General features: G+C 33.7%; 13 protein-coding genes. 5 read left to right on the top strand and 8 right to left on the bottom strand.

Annotated elements, in window-relative coordinates; genetic code table 11:
- Positions 1-52 precede the first annotated feature (52 nt).
- Genes dptF through dptH form a run of 3 tightly spaced genes read left to right on the top strand, consistent with a single transcriptional unit; the run spans position 53 to position 8,416 of the window.
- A complete protein-coding gene (gene dptF / locus HNQ41_RS02860) occupies positions 53-1,834 on the top strand; it encodes a DNA phosphorothioation-dependent restriction protein DptF (protein ID WP_184662915.1) in 1,782 nt (593 codons plus the stop codon).
- On the top strand, positions 1,834-3,252 hold the full coding sequence (gene dptG, locus HNQ41_RS02855) for a DNA phosphorothioation-dependent restriction protein DptG (RefSeq protein WP_184662914.1): 1,419 nt from the start codon (positions 1,834-1,836) through the stop codon (positions 3,250-3,252). Before dptF ends, dptG begins: the two co-directional genes overlap by 1 nt.
- Positions 3,233-8,416, top strand: a complete 5,184-nt coding sequence (dptH, locus tag HNQ41_RS02850) for a DNA phosphorothioation-dependent restriction protein DptH (RefSeq protein WP_184662913.1) — start codon at positions 3,233-3,235, stop codon at positions 8,414-8,416. Before dptG ends, dptH begins: the two co-directional genes overlap by 20 nt.
- 266 nt (positions 8,417-8,682) lie before the next feature.
- Here dptH and HNQ41_RS02845 read toward each other — a convergent pair whose 3' ends face one another.
- Genes HNQ41_RS02845 through dndB form a run of 5 tightly spaced genes read right to left on the bottom strand, consistent with a single transcriptional unit; the run spans position 8,683 to position 14,819 of the window.
- Positions 8,683-9,807: a cysteine desulfurase family protein gene (locus tag HNQ41_RS02845; protein WP_184662912.1), complete on the bottom strand. Its 1,125-nt coding sequence runs from the start codon at positions 9,805-9,807 to the stop codon at positions 8,683-8,685.
- Between the two features lie 34 nt (positions 9,808-9,841).
- Positions 9,842-10,210: a DNA sulfur modification protein DndE gene (dndE, locus tag HNQ41_RS02840; RefSeq protein WP_184662911.1), complete on the bottom strand. Its 369-nt coding sequence runs from the start codon at positions 10,208-10,210 to the stop codon at positions 9,842-9,844.
- Positions 10,207-12,216, bottom strand: coding sequence for a DNA sulfur modification protein DndD (dndD, locus tag HNQ41_RS02835; protein WP_184662910.1), 2,010 nt, complete (start codon positions 12,214-12,216; stop codon positions 10,207-10,209). Before dndD ends, dndE begins: the two co-directional genes overlap by 4 nt.
- A gap of 16 nt (positions 12,217-12,232) precedes the next feature.
- The gene (gene dndC, locus HNQ41_RS02830) at positions 12,233-13,723 is read right to left on the bottom strand and encodes a DNA phosphorothioation system sulfurtransferase DndC (protein ID WP_184662909.1); all 1,491 of its coding nucleotides are present in this window, start codon (positions 13,721-13,723) and stop codon (positions 12,233-12,235) included.
- Between the two features lies 1 nt (position 13,724).
- Positions 13,725-14,819, bottom strand: a complete 1,095-nt coding sequence (gene dndB, locus HNQ41_RS02825; RefSeq protein WP_184662908.1) for a DNA sulfur modification protein DndB — start codon at positions 14,817-14,819, stop codon at positions 13,725-13,727.
- 497 nt (positions 14,820-15,316) lie between these two features.
- Here dndB and HNQ41_RS02820 point away from each other — a divergent pair, with 497 nt between their 5' ends.
- Positions 15,317-16,060: an HIRAN domain-containing protein gene (locus HNQ41_RS02820; protein ID WP_184662907.1), complete on the top strand. Its 744-nt coding sequence runs from the start codon at positions 15,317-15,319 to the stop codon at positions 16,058-16,060.
- 494 nt (positions 16,061-16,554) lie between these two features.
- Here HNQ41_RS02820 and HNQ41_RS02815 read toward each other — a convergent pair whose 3' ends face one another.
- From HNQ41_RS02815 to HNQ41_RS02805, 3 genes are all read right to left on the bottom strand, one after another.
- Positions 16,555-17,040 carry a hypothetical protein gene (locus tag HNQ41_RS02815; RefSeq protein ID WP_184662906.1) on the bottom strand — a complete coding sequence of 162 codons (486 nt, stop codon included), beginning with the start codon at positions 17,038-17,040 and terminating at the stop codon, positions 16,555-16,557.
- A 153-nt stretch (positions 17,041-17,193) separates the two neighbouring features.
- Entirely contained in the window at positions 17,194-17,571 is a 378-nt protein-coding gene (locus tag HNQ41_RS02810; protein ID WP_184662905.1) for an aspartyl protease family protein, read from the bottom strand.
- Complete coding sequence (locus HNQ41_RS02805; protein WP_184662904.1) at positions 17,568-17,816, bottom strand: hypothetical protein; 249 nt, start codon at positions 17,814-17,816, stop codon at positions 17,568-17,570. Before HNQ41_RS02805 ends, HNQ41_RS02810 begins: the two co-directional genes overlap by 4 nt.
- Positions 17,817-18,044: 228 nt before the next feature.
- Here HNQ41_RS02805 and HNQ41_RS02800 point away from each other — a divergent pair, with 228 nt between their 5' ends.
- Positions 18,045-18,884, top strand: a complete 840-nt coding sequence (locus tag HNQ41_RS02800; RefSeq protein ID WP_184662903.1) for an RpnC/YadD family protein — start codon at positions 18,045-18,047, stop codon at positions 18,882-18,884.
- Positions 18,885-18,900: the final 16 nt, after the last annotated feature.

The raw sequence follows: 18,900 nt of genomic DNA, 5'->3' as shown, positions 1-18,900 counted from the left end.
CGAAATGTGTTAAAATTTAGGTGTGAATTTTATTTGGGATTAGGTGATAGGTGTGTCAAATAATCAATCGTGTTTAATTTTAGAATTTAGTAGGTTTAAACAGTCATCCAAAGAAGCAGTTGAACATATTGAAAAATTTAATACGTTTAAGCAATATATGCATGTTCAACGGTCATTTGAAAAACAACTAATAGATATATTAAAGGATGTTCAACAATCGAAGCGTCCGCACCTCACTTTAGTTTGTGGGAGTGTGGGTGATGGTAAATCTCATTTGCTCTCACATATAAATTCGAATTATGCAGAGTTGTTCGATAATATGGATATACATAATGATGCAACGGAAAGCTTTTCGCCAACAAAAACTTCCGTTGATACATTGCGAGAGGAATTAGCTAGTTTTAGTGATCAAGCCCTTGATTCAAATGAAGGTAGTAAACATCTAATTGTTGCCATTAACTTAGGGACGTTAAGTAATTTTTTATACTCTGAATATGGTAATGAGTTCAAGCGGCTAAAGTCATTTGTAGAAGAAAGAAATATTATTGAAGATGAGCACTCCTCATATGACATAGATCCAGAGCTACCTTTTCGCTTTGTGAATTTAAGTGATTATCACTTATTTGAGTTAGCAGAAGGTGGTGTGAAATCGGATTTTCAAAAAAAAGTGTTTGAAAAAATAACCTCCGAAGATGAACGTAATCCATTCAATAAAGTATATCAATCAGCTTGTCAATCAACCTGCCCAATAAAGCAAAAATGTCCTGTGGTAAAAAATTATGAATTATTAAGAAGAGAGTCAGTACAAATGACGATTATCCAGCAGCTTTCGGAGTTGATGATAAAGTATAAAGTTATAGTTTCTCCTCGAGCATATCTGGATTTACTTTATCATGTACTAGTAGATGAAAGTTTTCAGCATTTAACAAATTTTTCGTCCATTGAATCAGCTATTAATAAAATGAATGATGAACAATATATCTTAGCCTTTTTGCCAAACCTATTTTATGAATTTAGCAAAAGGTCTGATCTGTTTTATGGTCTTAAATACATACAACCTGGTACAAATCGTAGCAGGGATATTGATAATTTAATTATTCGTTTTTTTAATACAGCAGATGTACAGAATATATTTCAGTCATATTTAAATAAAGAAATAATTCAAGAATTAAATATAGAAAATATTTTAAGAAAAGTAGATGGAGTAAATTCAAAGCTTAAGCAACTTTTATTTCAAACATTGCTAAGACTGAATAAGTTTACCACTGAATCACAAGAAAAAGCGATTGCCACTCATGATGAACTCTATAACCAATATATAAATATCCTTTTCAAATGGAATAGGAAAGACGTTAAAGGATTAAGGGAATTTTACAAAGAAACAATATCTGCAATATACAACTGGAATGGTAATACCGAAGAAGGAAAAATAAACTTATTGGTGGGACGTAATCAGCAAAAGTATATAGTTAGTCAACAATTAGTAATTGAGCCTTACGTTGAACATAATCAACTGATAGAAAAAAGTGAATTAACGCGCTTTTTAAATCATATGGTACTTTCATTTAATGTAAAAGACTCAAATAAAGTACATACTGTAGGGGTTGACTATAATTTGTTTAAGTTGATTAAACAAATGAAAGATGGGTATCGACCAAATAATCAAGATAAAAATAATTTTATAAACTTCGTTGATGTAGTTCAGGGGTTAATAAAAGATGGTTCTAGCACTAGCAGTTTAGAGGTTAAACAAAAAGTTGGTAACCATTTAAAGTCTTTTTCATTAACTTTAGATCAACAATTTGGATGTTATGAGTTTAAGGAGAATGAGTAATGAGCAGAGAAGTCAGGTTAAACATAGAAAGTTTAAAAAAGGAATACAAAGTCTCTCTAGATTTAGATAAACAGGTTCGTTTAACACATTCGTCTGGAAGTACAAAAAGTAAACTTAGGTTACTTCCGTATTCGACTTCGACTAAAGGAAACGAGTTAAAAGATGACCAAGCGATTGTGGGGAATTTAGTAAGAAATATAAGTGACTTAAATTATAAGGAGTTCAAAAAGGAAGAGTTGTTCGAGAATGTTAAAGAAAATGTTATTTCTGATCAAAAAGAAAAACTTGTTGACATTATAAAAGAATTTTTCTTTGATGATAATGGACAACTTGTTTTATCACACCCGATGTTTTTTAAATATTTAAATCAAGCTGGAAATAATGAAAAAAAAGTAGCAGAGTTTTTAGCGGGTGTTCTTGTGGATGAAAATATACAGGATAAGGTACTCGAATCGTTTGAAAAAAAGCCTAAACAAGTTTTACTTGCACTTCTATATGATAGTATGCCTGATTTAATGGCATCTAACAAAAGTAATAAGAGCAATTACTTTTGTATGAATTCACACATAAAAAATCTATTTACTGAAGACCTATTGTTTTTATTAGAAGATGAAAATTTATTAGTACGGTATTTTTATATGATGATTATATACTATTATTTCTTTTATACAACCCAGATTGTATTAGATTTAGATCGGATGTTTGACAACAAAACTGAAGCAATTTACCCAGTATACTTTAATGTTAATTGGGAAAAGAGGTCGAGTTCCCGTGATAGTTATAAGCAAGGATGGAAGATGATTCAATCGAAGTTGCCAAAATTATTCTCTCATATTAATTGTATAAATATGATTAATCACGTCGAAAATGACACTTATAAACAGTTGAATTATGATAGGTTAAAGGAGGTAGTAGGAAAATTATCTTCTAAAGATCATCTAGATTTAGCGAATGAATTTGAAAATTGGAAGAATGAATACGAAAATTGTTTAAATGATGTGAATTGGGAAGCGAAGAAACCCGTACCGCAAAATGCAGATGAAAATGTTGTTTTAAAAGAAGTAAGGTCACTGTTTCATAGTATCAATTATCAGTTCCAGCATTCCGGTAGAAAAAAGGCTTCTGTACAATATTATGATGGGATTTTTGCATTGGCCAAAGAACACTTTTTAAAACAAAGTGGGCCACTAGGCTATACACTAAACTTAACTCAAGAATATTTAATACTTTTAACAAAGTTATGTATTAAAGACCGAGAAAAAATTTTATTAAAGGAGTTATTTCAACAATTAGAACTTCGTGGTGTGTATTTTGATAGGACTTCCAAAAAACATGTGATTGAATTGTATGAAAGGTTAAATATCTTAGAGAAAAAATCTGATAGTGGTGATGCTCAATATGTCAAATATGTTTTATAAGTTTATTGCAGATCAAATCATTGATTACTTTACTGAATATGAAGTGCAAGCCGGTGATCGGTTTCACGTACAGTTTGAACATTTAAATGAAGTAGAGTCACTTGTTTTGGCCTTAGATGGATGTGCAAAGGACAGTGGTTTATATTTAGACTTTAAGTGGTCAAATCAAGGGGAATACGAAAGCTTTAGTTTAAAGTGCGGGGATTGCGAAGTTCTTATTGCTAGTACAATGGATGGAGTGACTGCAGATTTTCTAACTACATTGAGAAACAAAGTAGGGACAGATGATCCATTGTTTGAAAATAAAGCTATTCTATTTATACACCATACAACTTTAGATAGTATAATTGGCGGCACAGTAAATATGCAACAGAGTGGCATGCCTTTGTCATTTGATATTATTCAAAATCACATAGAAGAAAGGTTAAGAGTATCTGATCTTTCAAGTGAAACAAAGGTTGTGATTTCATTTGCGTTAGAGCAATTGAATGATCTTAATCAGGTTCATTCGATCTTTGATTATCAAGAGCTGTTAGAAGCTTTACATAAGGATATTTCCAAAAATGATTATAAAAAGTTAGGTCTTTTTTATGATACTGCATTGATGAGCTATGATGAAAAAACGCAGATAGAACGATTAAAAACAAATCAGGAGCTTTTCCAATTCGTTTTAGAGACTGAAAATTATGGAGACTTTACAAATGACCTCGAAAAGATGTTTGATGAAAACGGTGTAAATATTTTTTTAGAAAGTGACGATTGGAGATTACTGGAATTTAGTTTTGTACAAAAGTCCCACCAAAACAAGGAAGATATGACTCCCCCCTCCTACGTTGAAGATAATATCAAAGAAACAAACGAAGGTTTAATTTATTGGGAATGTGCTGAAGGAGATACAAAGGCTAAAAGTCGTAGGAGACACATCATTATTTTTAACCCTAGTCAAACACAAGATGTTTCCCTTGAATTTAAATTTGATCAGTACTTAAATAAATCAGGGTTAAGTAATATGGTTGGTGACGCAGCTAAGATTAATAGGAAAAAAATCAATTTTGTTCACAAATTTATACATTCTGAAGTGAATTTTCTACGATTTCGTTATAAGGAACAAGGAGCGATTTTTGATTTTAAAATAGCCATTGTGCCATTCGAAGAATCTTTTTTTGAATGTATAAAAACAACCTATTTTGTGTCATTTTTGAAAAAAAACGGTTTTATTGAAGTGGCTTCATCAAATGATTCATTAATCATAAATGAAGCTAAGGGTGATGAAATTCAAGAGATTCATCTAAGTGAAGACCGTGAACAAGCAAATGTTGAAAGTTCGGAAAAGATTAAATTTATAAAGGAAAACGAATACATTCAAAATCAAGGGGGAGAAGTTTATTTTGACCTCATAGTAAATGATATATGTATTCCACTTAAGTTTGTTGCTGAGCTTCTACCACTAAAGTATATTGATGGAATAATGATCTACAGGATGAAACGTAAAAAACAAAAAGATTTTATATTTACAAACGAAAATCGTGCTGTATTGGGTAATCAAGAGTTTATTATTAAGGATCATGATTTACTACAAAGTTTACGTTGGGAAAAAGCATTTATTGATCAAAATGCAATTGCTTTAATAGAAGCCGGTGGACAAATGAATCTAAGTCCATTGTCTATTCCGGCCAATGTTTCGCAAGCTTACTATGAATATTTAGATTATTTCCGGACCAGAGATATTTTACCAAGTATGGCACATTGGGATCAAACATTATGTGATTTGGCAAAAAATTATATAGAGGCTTACAAAGAGAGTGTGTTAAATATAGAAGAAGGGGCTACGTTAACCGAGATAGAAAAAAATTTATCTTTAATAGGGACTGTCAATACAACAGATGATATTAAGTCCTTGAAGTATTCCCCCCTTCACCCAGTGAATGTAATGTACCAATACTCATTGTTACAACAATCGAATAATAATGAAGACATCCCAGAAGAAATTTTAAAGCGACTAGATCCTAAGTATTTAACACCATATATCTTTTTTGAGAATGAAATTTATAAGCCAGTTGAACAAATACATTCACCTGAATGGACATATTTTAATCATTATAAAAAAGCACGATACCAATCATCAACAAGTTTTGTTTCTAAGGTAGTATCAGATAAGATTAAAGAGTTTACAAGGCACTACAAATATTTATTCCAAATGGTAGAAACTTCACCTATGAAAATTAGCCTAATTAACTTAGGAGATGCAAAAGAAGTTCTACAAGGAATTTTTGAATACTATAGAAGTCAAATTAACAACAAAGTGAATATTGATGATTTAATGCCTATTGAAATAACGATTTATCAAGACCAAAATACTTATTCAGCAATGGAGGAAATTTCGTTTTACAATAATGTGGAAGAAGTTGAAAGGCATTTTCATCTGAACTTAAATAATAAGCATTTGAGTAAATCTGATTTGCTAAATATAGTTCGAGAAAAAGTGAATTTTTACAAACGGAATATTACGGAGAATAGGTTAGAATATGCACATATTACTTTTTATGAGCTTGAACAATATGTTGATGAAACCACTGATCAGATGGACCGTTTAGAGACAGGTGCAACTTTAAATGGTTTATTTTCTTCTATTAATTCAACTTTTGTAGGTGATTCTTACCGAACAGGGTTTGGAACTAAATACACAAATGATAATTCATTAGTTTATTTTATGAAATTATATAATAGCCTTGCATTAGCATCAGGGAGACAAAATACGTTTGAATTCGGTAAAACAATTGTTACTGCGTTTTCTACTAAAGATATGGGGCAATTGAAAAAGATTTATGAAGCTTCACATTGGGTAACATTTATTGAACCCAAAGTGGATCTAAGTTTTTTTACAGAAAAGCATATTGAGGAAGACTTATTAATTCTTCATTATAGTGATCAATATAGCACTTCTAATCATTATGATGCTATTACTGTTACAGAAAAAACAAAACAATTTGAAGTAGTTATTGAAGAGTTTCTTTCAAAACATGTTACTGATATCTCGGAAGGTACTACAAACGAAATTATTAATTTATTTAATAGTTTAAATGGTGATTGGTTACTGAAAATGATTGGGCAAAATACACATTCTCCTAGAGAAAAAATGAGTATATTGTCTGCAGTTAAATTTAGTTTGGCATTCTTTGCTCACTCTGATATTGTTTGGGTACCATTATCATTAGAAGAAGTATTACGTGTATCAGGAGCAGTTGGACTAGAACAAAGAGGAGGTCTTTTTTCTGCCAAAAATCTTGGGTTAAGTGGCCCAAAAAGCGATGATATATTGTTAGTTGGTATTGATACTAGCAACGAAAAGCTGAAAGTATTTTTCTATCCTATAGAAGTGAAAATTGGCAATATAACTGGAAATGTTATAGGTAAAGCTAAAACTCAAGTTCAATCAACAGCTGAAACTATTTACCAACAATTAAACCAAAATTGTTTTCCGAGTAAAGTATATAGAGACTTTCTTATGCACTTAACAATAGTAAGTGCAAAAAAACTTAAGTTATATAATATTTGGGAAGATAATGATTGGGATGTTATTTTAAATGAATCTGTTCGCACAAAAATTTTTAATGATGATTACGAAATAAGTAAAGACCATAGTTTTATTATGGGAAGTAGTGGCATTATTATATTTGAAAAAGAAAATATTTTTCGTGATGTAAAAAAGGATGACGATGATATTCTACAGGTCTCTTTAACTGAGAAAGACGGTTATCAATATCTTGCATTGGCACAGAAATCATTATTTGAACGTCTGCATCAAAATGAGGATGACTTCCCAAAAGAAAAACTTTTTTGGTATCAATATAAGAAAAGTAATAACAATGTTAATAATGTTGCAAAAGATGGACTTGTGAATTACGAAACTCGAGAAAAAGATAATAAAAATCAAGGTCATCCCCATGAACCTGACTGTGAAGAGGTTCAATTTAAGGATTCTAAAGATAATGAACAGTCAATATCAGTTCAACAACCTAAAGAGCCTATGCATATTTTATTCGGACATAAAACTGACTCTAAAGACCCGTTGATTTGGTATCCAACGACAACGAGTAAAACAATGCATACAAACACAGGAATTATTGGAACAATGGGTACTGGAAAAACACAATTTACAAAGTCCTTGATTAAACAGTTACACGGTCAGGCTGTATATAATGTAAATGGGACAGAGTTAGGAATGCTGATCTTTGATTATAAAGGAGACTATATTAAGGATGACTTTGTGCAAGCAACAAATGCAACGGTTTATTATCCTTACCATTTACCTTTTAATCCATTAGCCCTTTATGAAGGACAAAGTTTCAAACCACTACTTCCAGTTCACACAGCAAGTACTATTAAAGAAACGATATCAACGGCATTTGGTTTAGGGGTGAAGCAGCAGCAAACTATTAATGATATTATTTTGGAATCGTATGAGGTTAGAGGAATAGACCGTGGGGACCCATCTACATGGAAAAAAACGCCTCCAACTTTTAAAGAAGTGTGTAACCGCTTCTTTAATCGAGAAGAAACAAAAGAAGACAGTTTATATGCAGCTCTAAAGCAAATAGATAACTTTCAATTATTTTCCGATCAAAATGATAAAACAATGCCTTTGTTTGAAATGATTGATGGTGTTACAGTTATTAACCTATCAGGATATGACCGTAGTATACAGAACTTAATTGTCGGCATGACGCTAGATAGTTTTTACTCTCAAATGGCAGCCAAAGGGCATAGTGAAATTCAAGGTGATTACCGTGAGTTAACGAAGATGATACTTGTAGATGAAGCGGATAACTTCATTAGCCAAGGGTTTAAATCATTGAAAAACATAATGAAAGAAGGTCGTGAATACGGGGTGGGAACTATTCTTTCAACACAGTTCTTGAGCCATTTTGCAACTAGTGACAGTGACTATGCTGATTATATATTAACTTGGATTGTTCACCGTGTACCGACAATTAAGAAAAAAGAAGTGCAAAATGTATTTAATCCAGAAACTCAAACTGAAACAGAACAATTAATGAATAAAATAAGGGAACTACAAAAACACAAAAGTATAGTTACAAATGTATCTAATAATAAATATGAACTAATGGAAGACATGGCATTTTGGAAATTGCTTGATCAATAAAATTTCGATGTTACTTTAGAGGTTTGACTGTGCATATGCAATCAAGTAAATTAACTAGTCGATTATTCGAAAAGGCATTGATGATAGTTCATCAATGCCTTTTACAGTTTGATTAACAATGGTGTAAGGAGTGCAATCATCTGAAAAACAGGTGCATATGGGGTGAGAGGTAATAAGGTAATTTAAATGTGTAAGAAATATACCATTAATAAATAAAGGCCAATCAAACCAATCTACACAAGCAGGTTAGTCTTTAACAATAAGTTTTATTTTAAAGATTTGAAGAAATCTAAATCATCTACATTAATGTATTTTGACATACTAATACGCACAGTTTGTTGTATTTCATTTTGAGTAAAACCAGCTGCACTTAACACATGACTTGGTTTACCCGAACTACATGCAGATCCTGTAGATAAAGCCATATGATTAGATAACTTTTTGAGAAGAAGTTCATTATTGACTCCTTTAAACTGTAAGCTTAAAAGGCCAGGAATTTTAAACTGTTGATCATTGTTGAAGGATATCTTGTCCTTAAATTGGTTAATCAGGATGTCGGTGAGTGATTTTTCTAATTGTTCAAGGTGTTCTTTTGTTGTAGAAAGGTTCAGGTGAGCCAGTTCTGCTGCTTTACCAAAACCAACAATATTATGAACAGCTAAGGTTCCGCTACGATACTCAAATTCTTGCCCCCCGCCATGGATTAGGGGGGTGATTTTTGTTTGTAGCGTTTCATTCTCTTTCCGAATAATACATGCGCCAATGCCTTTGGGTCCATGTATCTTATGGGATGAAAGTGATAAGAAACGAATACCAGGGTGTTCACTAATGTCTACATGGATTTTCCCAATCACTTGTGTTGCATCTGTGTGAAAGAATACATTGTTAATTGCACAATAATGTGCAATTTTTTCAATGTCATTTAATGAACCTAGTTCATTGTTTCCCCAAATAATACTAACTAATAAAGGGTGATAATTTTCAATGGCTTCTTTAACCTTATTTGGGTTAACTCGTCCGAATTTGTCAACATCCAAGTAGATAATATGAAATCCTTTTGACTCTAAATATTCACAAGTATCTATGATCGAGGGATGTTCTGTTTTAGTAGTGATGATGGTTTGGTTTTGATTCTCATAGTAGTCAGCAATACCTTTTAGAACCATGTTATTACTTTCTGTTGCACCACTTGTGAAGATGACTTCGTCAGGGTCACAACCTACTATTGCAGCTACTTGATTACGTGCTTGTTTAACAGCATTTTTTGAGTTTTCGGCAAGTGTGTAATATTTACTTGCAGGGTTGCCGTATTCTTCTTGTAAATACGGCAACATGGCGTCGAGTGCTTCAGGGGCAACTTTTGTTGTTGCGCTATTGTCCAAATAAAGCATGGTATACGCTCCTATAATATAGAATCTATTAGAATTATTCGCTTAGGATATACTTAAGAAATTTTTCGGAATTTCCAGCATACTGATATTCATTTGCCAAATACCTTATTCCACGTTCTAAATGTGCATTAAATAATCCAGGGAAATATTCATCGTCACTAATTTCACGTTGACAATGTTGAGCAATAAGAGCCTTGAAAACATAATCATATTTCCCTGTTAATGTGTTTCGATTAAATTCAATGCCATTTGTGTCCATCTCTTGGGTTGAGACAGGGTGTTCTTCTTTAAGAGATAAAGAAACGGCAAGGCGTGCTAAAATATTTGGCGTTAAATTCGTCGACGTATGAAGTTGTTTTAACTTTTCGGCGGTATATTGAGTTGTTTTTAATCGAAAATTCATGTCGCCATCTCCATTCCTGTCATATCAAAATATTGCCCTTGCATTACTTCTGCTTGTTTCTTCTCATTATTAAAAGTTAAAGTGTATTGTTTCGAAACGACAGGTTGTAACATTTTAAAGTGTTCAAGGTCAATTTCAGTATCAGTTGATAATATCATCACTTGTTCACCACAGGAAGGAATAAAGTGCTGAATCATTTTTTCTTTGTGTGTCTTATCAAGACGTCCTAATAACGTATCAAATATAAATGGAACACGGAACCCAGAACATTTAAACATAGCCCAGATAATTGAAAGCATGAGCAACTCTTTTTCACCTGCTGATAATCTTTCTTTTGAAATCGTTTCTCCGTCATTATCAAATAGTGTAACTTCCAATGTTTCTGCATCGATATGGAGAGATGATATATATTGCTCTTTTTGAAAAAGAGTTCGAATCATTTTACCGGCTTCGATGGAAACTTGTTTTAATTTTTTCTGAAGTTGTAACTGACGAAACTTTTTACTGACTTCCATAACATTAGAAGAGATCGCTAACGTACTTTCAGATTTGTGTGAAGCGGCTAACTTTTGTTTTACTTGAGCCAATTGACGATCAATTTCTAGAACTTCATCACTATATTGTTGGAGTTGTTCATGGTGTTCAGATAATATTTGTTTCTTTTGTTCAATTTGTTGATTAAGAGATTCAATTTGATCTAGTAATGATGAAAAGTCGTTAAATTGATCATTCTGTTCAATCTGTTTACGTAACTTTTGTGATTCGGTCAATAAAGTTTGGTTTTTATCAAGTAAATTCAAATAATACTTTGTATCTGTACCTTTAATATCGTTGACGACAGATTGAACTTGAGTTCTTTGTTCAAACGATGCACGGTGAATAATTTTTTCATCGGCTGGTTTTAAAAGGTTCATTATTTGATCGTGAATCATATTTTGCAATTCACTTTGGTCTTTGTGTTCAGTAGAAACGCCATGGGACTCTAATTCATCTAACACAATCTGTAGTTGAGAAGGAGGGAGTGTGCTCTTAATGTTGTCATAAGTCTCAATTGACTTTTCATTCTCCATCTGTTCGTTTACTTGATATAGAAGGTCTTTAACTAAATAGAATGGACTTAAGTTTGCAATAAAATCCTTTACTTCTTCAGTGTTAGATTCTCGAATGTGCTCGATTTCTTTTACGCGAGAGAGTAGTTGGTCTCGTTCGTCTTTTACTAGTCCCCCATGTATTTCAAAGTCCTTTTTTAGGTTGTCTCTTTCATGTTCTTTGGCTGAAATCGTTTCTTGTAGCTGTTCAATGGACGCTTCTGTTGTGCTGACTAATGTCTCGTATTCATTATGCTTCATTTCTAACTCATGTAATTCAGCTTCTTCTTTAGAGGTGTTTGTTTTTTCAAATTGTTGTTGTTTAAAATTATTTAAATCTAGTTCAAGGTTCTCGAATAAATCTAGATTAAATAAAATTTTACTAGAATGTTTTAAATAATCCGCAATTTTGCCATCAGAGACGATGCGAGAAATTTCTTCACCATCAAATAAACATAGCTCAAATAACTGTGGAGGCATTTCTTCTCTTAATTTAGATTGAAATAATTCTGTTTCACGTTCAGATAGGTGGATACCATTTTTAAGAATTTGGACGTATTCTTTAATTTTTTCATTTTTAACTGTCCATCTTCTAGTGAGTACATAATTGTAACGTTCATAATTCTCAACAGTATTAAAATCTAATATCATCTGGTAAGAGCTTTCTCCAGTTTGCATTGCTGCTTTATTCAAAAGGGATTGAATTCGTTGTAAATATTGATCATTTTCAGTTTTATAGCCATATGCTAACGGTCCGAATAAGACAATTCTGAAAGACTCTAAAAGTGTAGTTTTTCCTGCGCCATTTTTACCACCGATCAAAACAGTATTTTGTGTGGGAGAATGAGTTGAAAAATCAAATTGATGGTCACCGTAATAAGCACCTATATTTTTTAAAGTTAATGTATTAATTTTCATAATGGGGCTCCTTTAGTTACAGATGTAAATATTGTTGCTTAAGGATTTTTTCAAAATCATCATGGAGTCCTCGACGAATTTTGTAACCCGAATAACCTCTTTCAACAGAAATTAGTTTTTTCATTAGTGATAAACTGACGTTGTTTTCTTGGCATAAACGTTCTAGGTCAGTAATTTGCTCTTCTTCAAATAATGGGCGGTCATTGTATTCCCAATCGACGGAATCTCCAGAGAGTTCTTCAACGATTTTAGGTACTCGGTCTTCCCAATCCCCATCATTTAACCAGATTTTCCGAATCATTTTCAGTTCTTCCTCTGATATAAGTTCAAGAGATGGATCATGTAACTCACGTACTTTTTGTTGCGTTTCTAGTAATCGGCGCAGAATCATTTCCCGAGCATTTAAAGTAAAAGGTCCTAAACCTAATTGTTTGTAGTTTCCTTCTTCATCAATAACAATGAGGTTCAATTCCTTGACTTTCGCTAAGTCAATATTATTTTTCTTAATATAGTCACCTAGTTCAGATTCAGGAATTTTTTCACACTGATCAGGGTCAATATTTTCGAGGTTTGAGGTAAGGTAGACTTGCCCATTCATCCGGTGTTTTTGTCGATATTCTCTTACATCACGAATATCTGCGAGCCAATTTCTAAATTCTAGTAGTGGCCTCAGCCATTCTTCACCACTATTGATAAACCCACTAAGGGCTTTGTCCTCTGTTACGACGGTACAAGTCCAACAACCAAAGCGGCTATTACCACATGAACCAGCACTTTCTTTTACATCTTGGTCAACAACAAGCGGACACTCACTGTTAGAGTCTTGGTATAACTTAAGAAGTTCGTTGTTGTCATCTCCCCAAGGGCTTTTATAGGTCAATAAATATTCCCACACATCATCTAAAACAAAATCGCGTATAGGAGCATAAACATACGCATTAGGTAAACTCGAGTGACGCATAAGTAATTTACCTTCAGTTGTATGAGACTTCATGACACCAGCTCTCGTGCTACTTTCATTGTCTCTAATGCCTAAAATCATCACGACTTCTCCGAATTTCGATACTTTGTCCATAATGAATCTATTGGCTGGATCGATTTTCATTCGATCTGTACACCATCTGAATTTTTGCCTTGGTGATGGATAACCTTTACCGATAATAGAAGACCAGAATGTTTTATCAGTTTCTGGGCGAACTTTATGGGTTTCAATGGGTAAATCCTGTTCGAGAGCTTGATCTTGAATGCGTCCCAATGTTCTAGTAATGGAGGAAATAATCAAAGGTGTTTCAACGAGTGTGTCAGATGAAATCACATATACTTTTTTGTGTAATTGTGTTGGATCTAATTCTGATAAAGCATCAAATACTAATTGAGTCACAGTGGTTGAATCTTTTCCGCCACTATAACCTAAGACCCATGGACGGTCATCAGAAAGGTATACTTCCTTAATTTGTTGTTTTGCTTTTTCAAATTTATCATTCTGAGAAAAGATATTAATATCCATTTTATTCACCTGACTTTAGTTTTTCTTCTATTTCTAGCTCATTTTCCAATAATGGAAGGTTGAGTTTTTGTTTAATCAAATTTGCGGTGAGCTGGATCGTTTGTCCATTTTTGTTAATTCTTCCAGTTGATCCAAATGCTCGTCCCATCCAATCTTTCTTGTTGCTCCGGTTCCAGTCAATACTAGATAGTTGCTTAATATATGAATGCCAATCAGAAGGATGGTTTTGATATAAATAATTGCCTATAAGTCCAATGGCTTCTAAGAATACCCCGTGTCCTACAATGTAGGTAGAACGTAACTCAGAAGGTGAGATTTCCTTATTAAGGACACTTTTCCATTCGATAATAGAGTCACATAATATATGCCAAAATTCTTTTAAAAACGTCTTTTCTTGTTCGGAGATAAATTCACCTTTTTTCTTTTGTAATAAGCGACGGTTTGTATTAAAAATGTGGTTTAAGGCAAATAATCGAGGTGAATGCTTAGCTAAAGAAACTTTCTCTTTATCAGTATAACGTTCTAGGAGGGAGATATCAGCTATTATTTCTTTCGTGATCGTTGCCAATTCATCCCGATGATCATATAAAATTCCAAGAGACGAAGTCGTGTTGACCGCATGTCGGTTGAGGTCGGCAAAAATCTGCTGTGATTTCTCCAACCCAGTGTCGTGATAGAAAACAACGGAGATTGTTTCATCCCCTAATTCGGGAGAAATTTTTAGCGCTTCTTCGATAGCAGCCCTGCGGTGTTGTCCATCATTTATCAAGAATCTAGCTTCTAGTGATATAGATAATTGTCCTAAATCTTTGAAGTTAGCTTCTTCGGAATAAGGGTGAAATTCCATATCTCCATCAACTGAAGCAGTTAAAGAAGAAAATACGTAATCCTTGGAGTTTTCGAGCATATAGTTTGTGATTTCAGGAACGCGACTTTTGTTTAGAATTCGTTGTGAACGGTGTTCGGGCGGGATTTCTTCTTCATTAAATAAGAAGATCTTTGGGATTAATCTTAAAGGGCACATGACAACATAATACTCTCGACTAGCTTGCATCCCGCGGAGAGCAGGAAATGAATAGGAAAAACTAGCTTCCATGTGTAAACACCTCTTTTTACGTACGTAATATTTGTTATCTATATAATAAAAAAAACAATAATATAAAACAAGTAAAATGAATTAGAGATTAATAAAGAAAGTATGCATAACTAACATTTTAATTAGTGGGATAGTACTGTGTTATAGGTGGTATTGATTGAAGAATATTAAAGAGAGTTGGTGTGAAAGTTTGTTTCAGATTATTAAAGAGGTAAAATGTTGAATAGTGGAAGAATTATGAAGGATTCTTAACGAAGACTCTTAAAAAATTATAACTAAGGCCAATAAAATAAGCAATCATATTAAAGGTTAAGCAAGCAGAAATGAGCATGTTTATCAATTGATGATTTCTATGAGAGTCCGAAGCGAAAAGACATTAATATCTATTTAAACAATTGAATCCAAAATGCAAAATACTTAAGTTTAGCTGTTACAACGTTGTAAACGTGAAAAATAAGAAATAATACAATTTATTTAGAAAGGAAGTAAGAATATGAATGACGTCAAATTCACTGCTCGTTGTATGGAAAAATAAAAAGGATAGCCTTTCTTATCATATTGGTACGTTAAGTTATGGTAGCGAAAAGTATACTTTTGAATACACACACTATCAAGGTGGGCTGCGCAAGGTACGAGAAGCATTACGTAATGGTTATCATCTGCACCCAGCGTTTCCATATTTAGAAAAAACATATGAATCAGCTGATTTGTTCTCCGCGTTTGACCGAAGAATTCCGGATGAAAGTCGTATAGGTTATGAAGATATATTAATAGAACTAGGGTTATCAAATGAGGCAGATCGAATGGATTTGTTAAGTGAGACAAGAGGTCAGATATCAGCTGATAGTTATTCCTTTGAAGAACCTTTACGCTTAGAAGGAAATCAATTACATTCTCATTTTTATGTGAATGGCATGCGCCATCAAGGTTTACCTTCGAATTGGACTGAACTGGTAAGTGTGGGAGATGATGTGGAAACTGAATTAGAAGAAGATAACGTATATGACCCTTATGCAGTAAAAGTTAAGACAAATGAAGGGGTGCAGCTGGGATACGTTCCTAGCATCTATGCTCAAGCCGTCCATGCATTACTTAAAAGAAATGTTCCAGTTCATTTGAAAGTTAAACAAATTAAATCCCATCTAGCACCGCAATGGTGGTTACGGGTAGAATTAAATTGTCGTCTCGATATTAATGAAAGTGACGATTTATACCAGATGAATTTACAAGGTTTTGTTTAAAAATGAGTGCTTGAGTTCGCGTTCTTAAGGAACGCAATTGTTATCCTGAGGGAATAAAGAGGGACAGTCCCGCTTTTGCGCTTTAACTCAAGGAAGTGGGACTGTCCCTCTTTCATCCTGCAACGTAAGGGGGCGTTGTGCCGGGTTTGGTCATAAAAAAAAGACGCCTTCCCTAAGGGAGACGTCCTTTTGTCTAGTCGTTTGGATGAACTAAATTCCTAGTCGTAAACATGAAGACAAACGAGATTAAAAAAGAAATAAGCAGCGTTTTTAATGTTATGAACACCATACCCCATATAAAAATTTGCGTTTCCGTCATATAATAACCCGAACTATAAGGATGTTGTTCGTTATAGACAGTACCCGATAACGGAATCCAAATAACTATCCATATACCGATCATGATTATAAAAGAATAGAGAAAACATTTTTTGAACAGTTTACGATAAAGGTCGTTATGCGATACAAAAATCATAGTTACCCCACCCTTTATTTTAGTTATTTTCTTTCGGTTTCGTTCTTGTATGAATGAAGTAAGTTACGATAGAAGAAGCCAATACGACCCAAAACAATATTGTTAACGTTTGATACGTTTCAAAATACAGTTGCCAAAACGGTTGCTGATTTACTGATGCTCCTGCAGGGGAGTTTCCTCTCGAAAAATACGTCGCCCATATGTTAAACAATAATACCGCCACTATGACCGTCGGCGCAATCATGTAATGCGCCTTTCGTTTAAACTTCCTTATCAACACTTTTGCTACATACGAAAATAAAAGGATCGCAACAACAAGTGCCGGTATCGTTAGGAAACCTGTAAGTAAATAGGTGTTCGTAAATGAATCATGACCAAGATTCCAAGATTCCACGACCTTCCTATACTGAACGTTCATGACCAAATTGGTGTATAAGATCGAAACAATGACGCCTATAACCATTGCATAGTATGTTAGTCGTACATAATGAATGTTGAAAACCATGAGAAAACCCCTTTATTACTAATTTTCCACATATGAGATTTAATTTTCTACGTTTGCTTAAGATGTAAAAATAATCATTTCAACAACAAAAAGCCGCCTTTTAAGGCGACAGAAGTAAATTTATTAGAAGGAACACCTTAAGCCAAGTAAACCTTATTTATATAACTTAAGGCTTTGTAGGTCGATAATGAATTTTCCTTGTTTAAGTATATCCAAACCGATTAACCCATTTATCCCAAATTCATTATCAAGTGTGCCGAAATCAATATTAATGTTATCAAATTTAACTGAACCTAATTCGGCGCTTTCTAACTCTTTTCGAAAGGAATATTCTTCTCCGCCAACACCAACCATGGTTATTAATCGATCACCTGGTTCGAAGAAAACACCGATGTCATCAACCACATCTGAAGAAATCAATGAATGAGCTGCACCTGTATCAATAACCATTCGGTCAATGACTTTGGTCTTTCCTTGATAATGAATGGTTAACGAGGTTTGCAAAAGATCGTCAACAAAATCTATCTTCACGTTAGGATCCCTCGAAATGCTGCTCGTCGTCTAATCTCAATGATGATTTCTTCGTTTTTCGTATGGTAGACAAGTGTGCCTGGCTTTGCATGGAGTAATTCATATGTGGCTTCTTTGGCATCTGATATAGGCTTAATTAAAGCTACGTCCTCAACATACTTTTTATCGCCGACAATATGCGATTCTAAAATGTTTAGTAATACATATTGATCAGGATATATTTTTCGAACTTCTTCCCATTTCATCATGCCACCTCCATATGCTTGTTTACTTTATTTTACCATAAGTTAGCATGGTAATTTGGGTCATAGCCTTTCAAGGAGTAAAGAGGGACAGTCCCACTTTGACACTTTAATTTAGGGAAGTGGGACTGTCCCTCATTAGCGAAGGATAAGTACGTTTTTCTTTGAATTGTTCGTCGTTTCGTGTATACTTAAATCGAACGTAAGTTCCTATTTTAAGGAGGGGTTGCTATGGCTGTGGACCATGACCGTTTGTTTAAGGAGCTGCTAACAACGTATTTCGAGGAATTCATGCTTCTTTTCTTTCCAAATGCTTATGAAGAGATTGATTTTCAGAAATGCCGTTTTTTACCGGAAGAGGTTTACACCGATGTCACGGTGGGGGAAAAATACCGCGTCGATTTACTGGCCGAGACGAAATTGAAAGGGCAAGACAGCCTCATTATCATCCACGTTGAACCGCAAAGCTACGTACAAGAGCACTTTTCAGAACGAATGTTTATCTACTTTAGCCGCTTATACGAAACATACCGCCGAAACATTCTCCCGATTGCCATTTTTAGCTACGATACAATACGAGAAGAACCTGCCACTTTTGAAATGAAATTTCCTTTTACTGATGTTCTCCAATTTGACTTCCTTACGTTACAGCTGAAAAAGAAAAACTGGCGCGATTTCATTCGGTCAGATAATCCCGTTGCCGCTGCTTTACTTTCTAAAATGGGGTATACTAAAAGTGAGAAAATTGAAGTGAAAAAAGAGTTTTTACGTATGCTTGCAAGGATGAATGTTGATATGGCAAGGCAAACACTGCTTTCTGGATTTTTTGAAACCTATCTGAAACTCTCACCGGAAGAAGAAGAACAATTGATTAGCGAGGTGAAAAAAATGGATAATCAGGAAGGAGAGAAAGTGATGGAATTGATGGTGTCTTATGAACGAAGAGGAATAGTCAATGTCGCTAGGAACATGTTGAAAAAAGAAGCGGATGAAGACTTCATTGTCGAAGTGACGGGATTAAGTCATGAAGAAGTTCGTTCACTGAAAGAAGAGATAGATAGTGAAACATGAGCGTGGTTATACTGAA

Source organism: Texcoconibacillus texcoconensis (assembly GCF_014202575.1).
Taxonomy (GTDB): Bacteria; Bacillota; Bacilli; order Bacillales; family Salisediminibacteriaceae; genus Texcoconibacillus; species Texcoconibacillus texcoconensis.
This window is presented reverse-complemented; position numbering and strand designations above follow the sequence as displayed.

Coding starts and splice junctions, on each gene's coding strand:
- dptG (WP_184662914.1), top strand. CDS start 1,834: ATGAGCAGAGAAGTCAGGTTAAACATAGAAAGTTTAAAAAAGGAATAC.
- dptH (WP_184662913.1), top strand. CDS start 3,233: ATGTCAAATATGTTTTATAAGTTTATTGCAGATCAAATCATTGATTAC.
- HNQ41_RS02845 (WP_184662912.1), bottom strand. CDS start 9,807: ATGCTTTATTTGGACAATAGCGCAACAACAAAAGTTGCCCCTGAAGCA.
- dndE (WP_184662911.1), bottom strand. CDS start 10,210: ATGAATTTTCGATTAAAAACAACTCAATATACCGCCGAAAAGTTAAAA.
- dndD (WP_184662910.1), bottom strand. CDS start 12,216: ATGAAAATTAATACATTAACTTTAAAAAATATAGGTGCTTATTACGGT.
- dndC (WP_184662909.1), bottom strand. CDS start 13,723: ATGGATATTAATATCTTTTCTCAGAATGATAAATTTGAAAAAGCAAAA.
- dndB (WP_184662908.1), bottom strand. CDS start 14,819: ATGGAAGCTAGTTTTTCCTATTCATTTCCTGCTCTCCGCGGGATGCAA.
- HNQ41_RS02820 (WP_184662907.1), top strand. CDS start 15,317: ATGACGTCAAATTCACTGCTCGTTGTATGGAAAAATAAAAAGGATAGC.
- HNQ41_RS02815 (WP_184662906.1), bottom strand. CDS start 17,040: ATGGTTTTCAACATTCATTATGTACGACTAACATACTATGCAATGGTT.
- HNQ41_RS02805 (WP_184662904.1), bottom strand. CDS start 17,816: ATGAAATGGGAAGAAGTTCGAAAAATATATCCTGATCAATATGTATTA.
- HNQ41_RS02800 (WP_184662903.1), top strand. CDS start 18,045: ATGGCTGTGGACCATGACCGTTTGTTTAAGGAGCTGCTAACAACGTAT.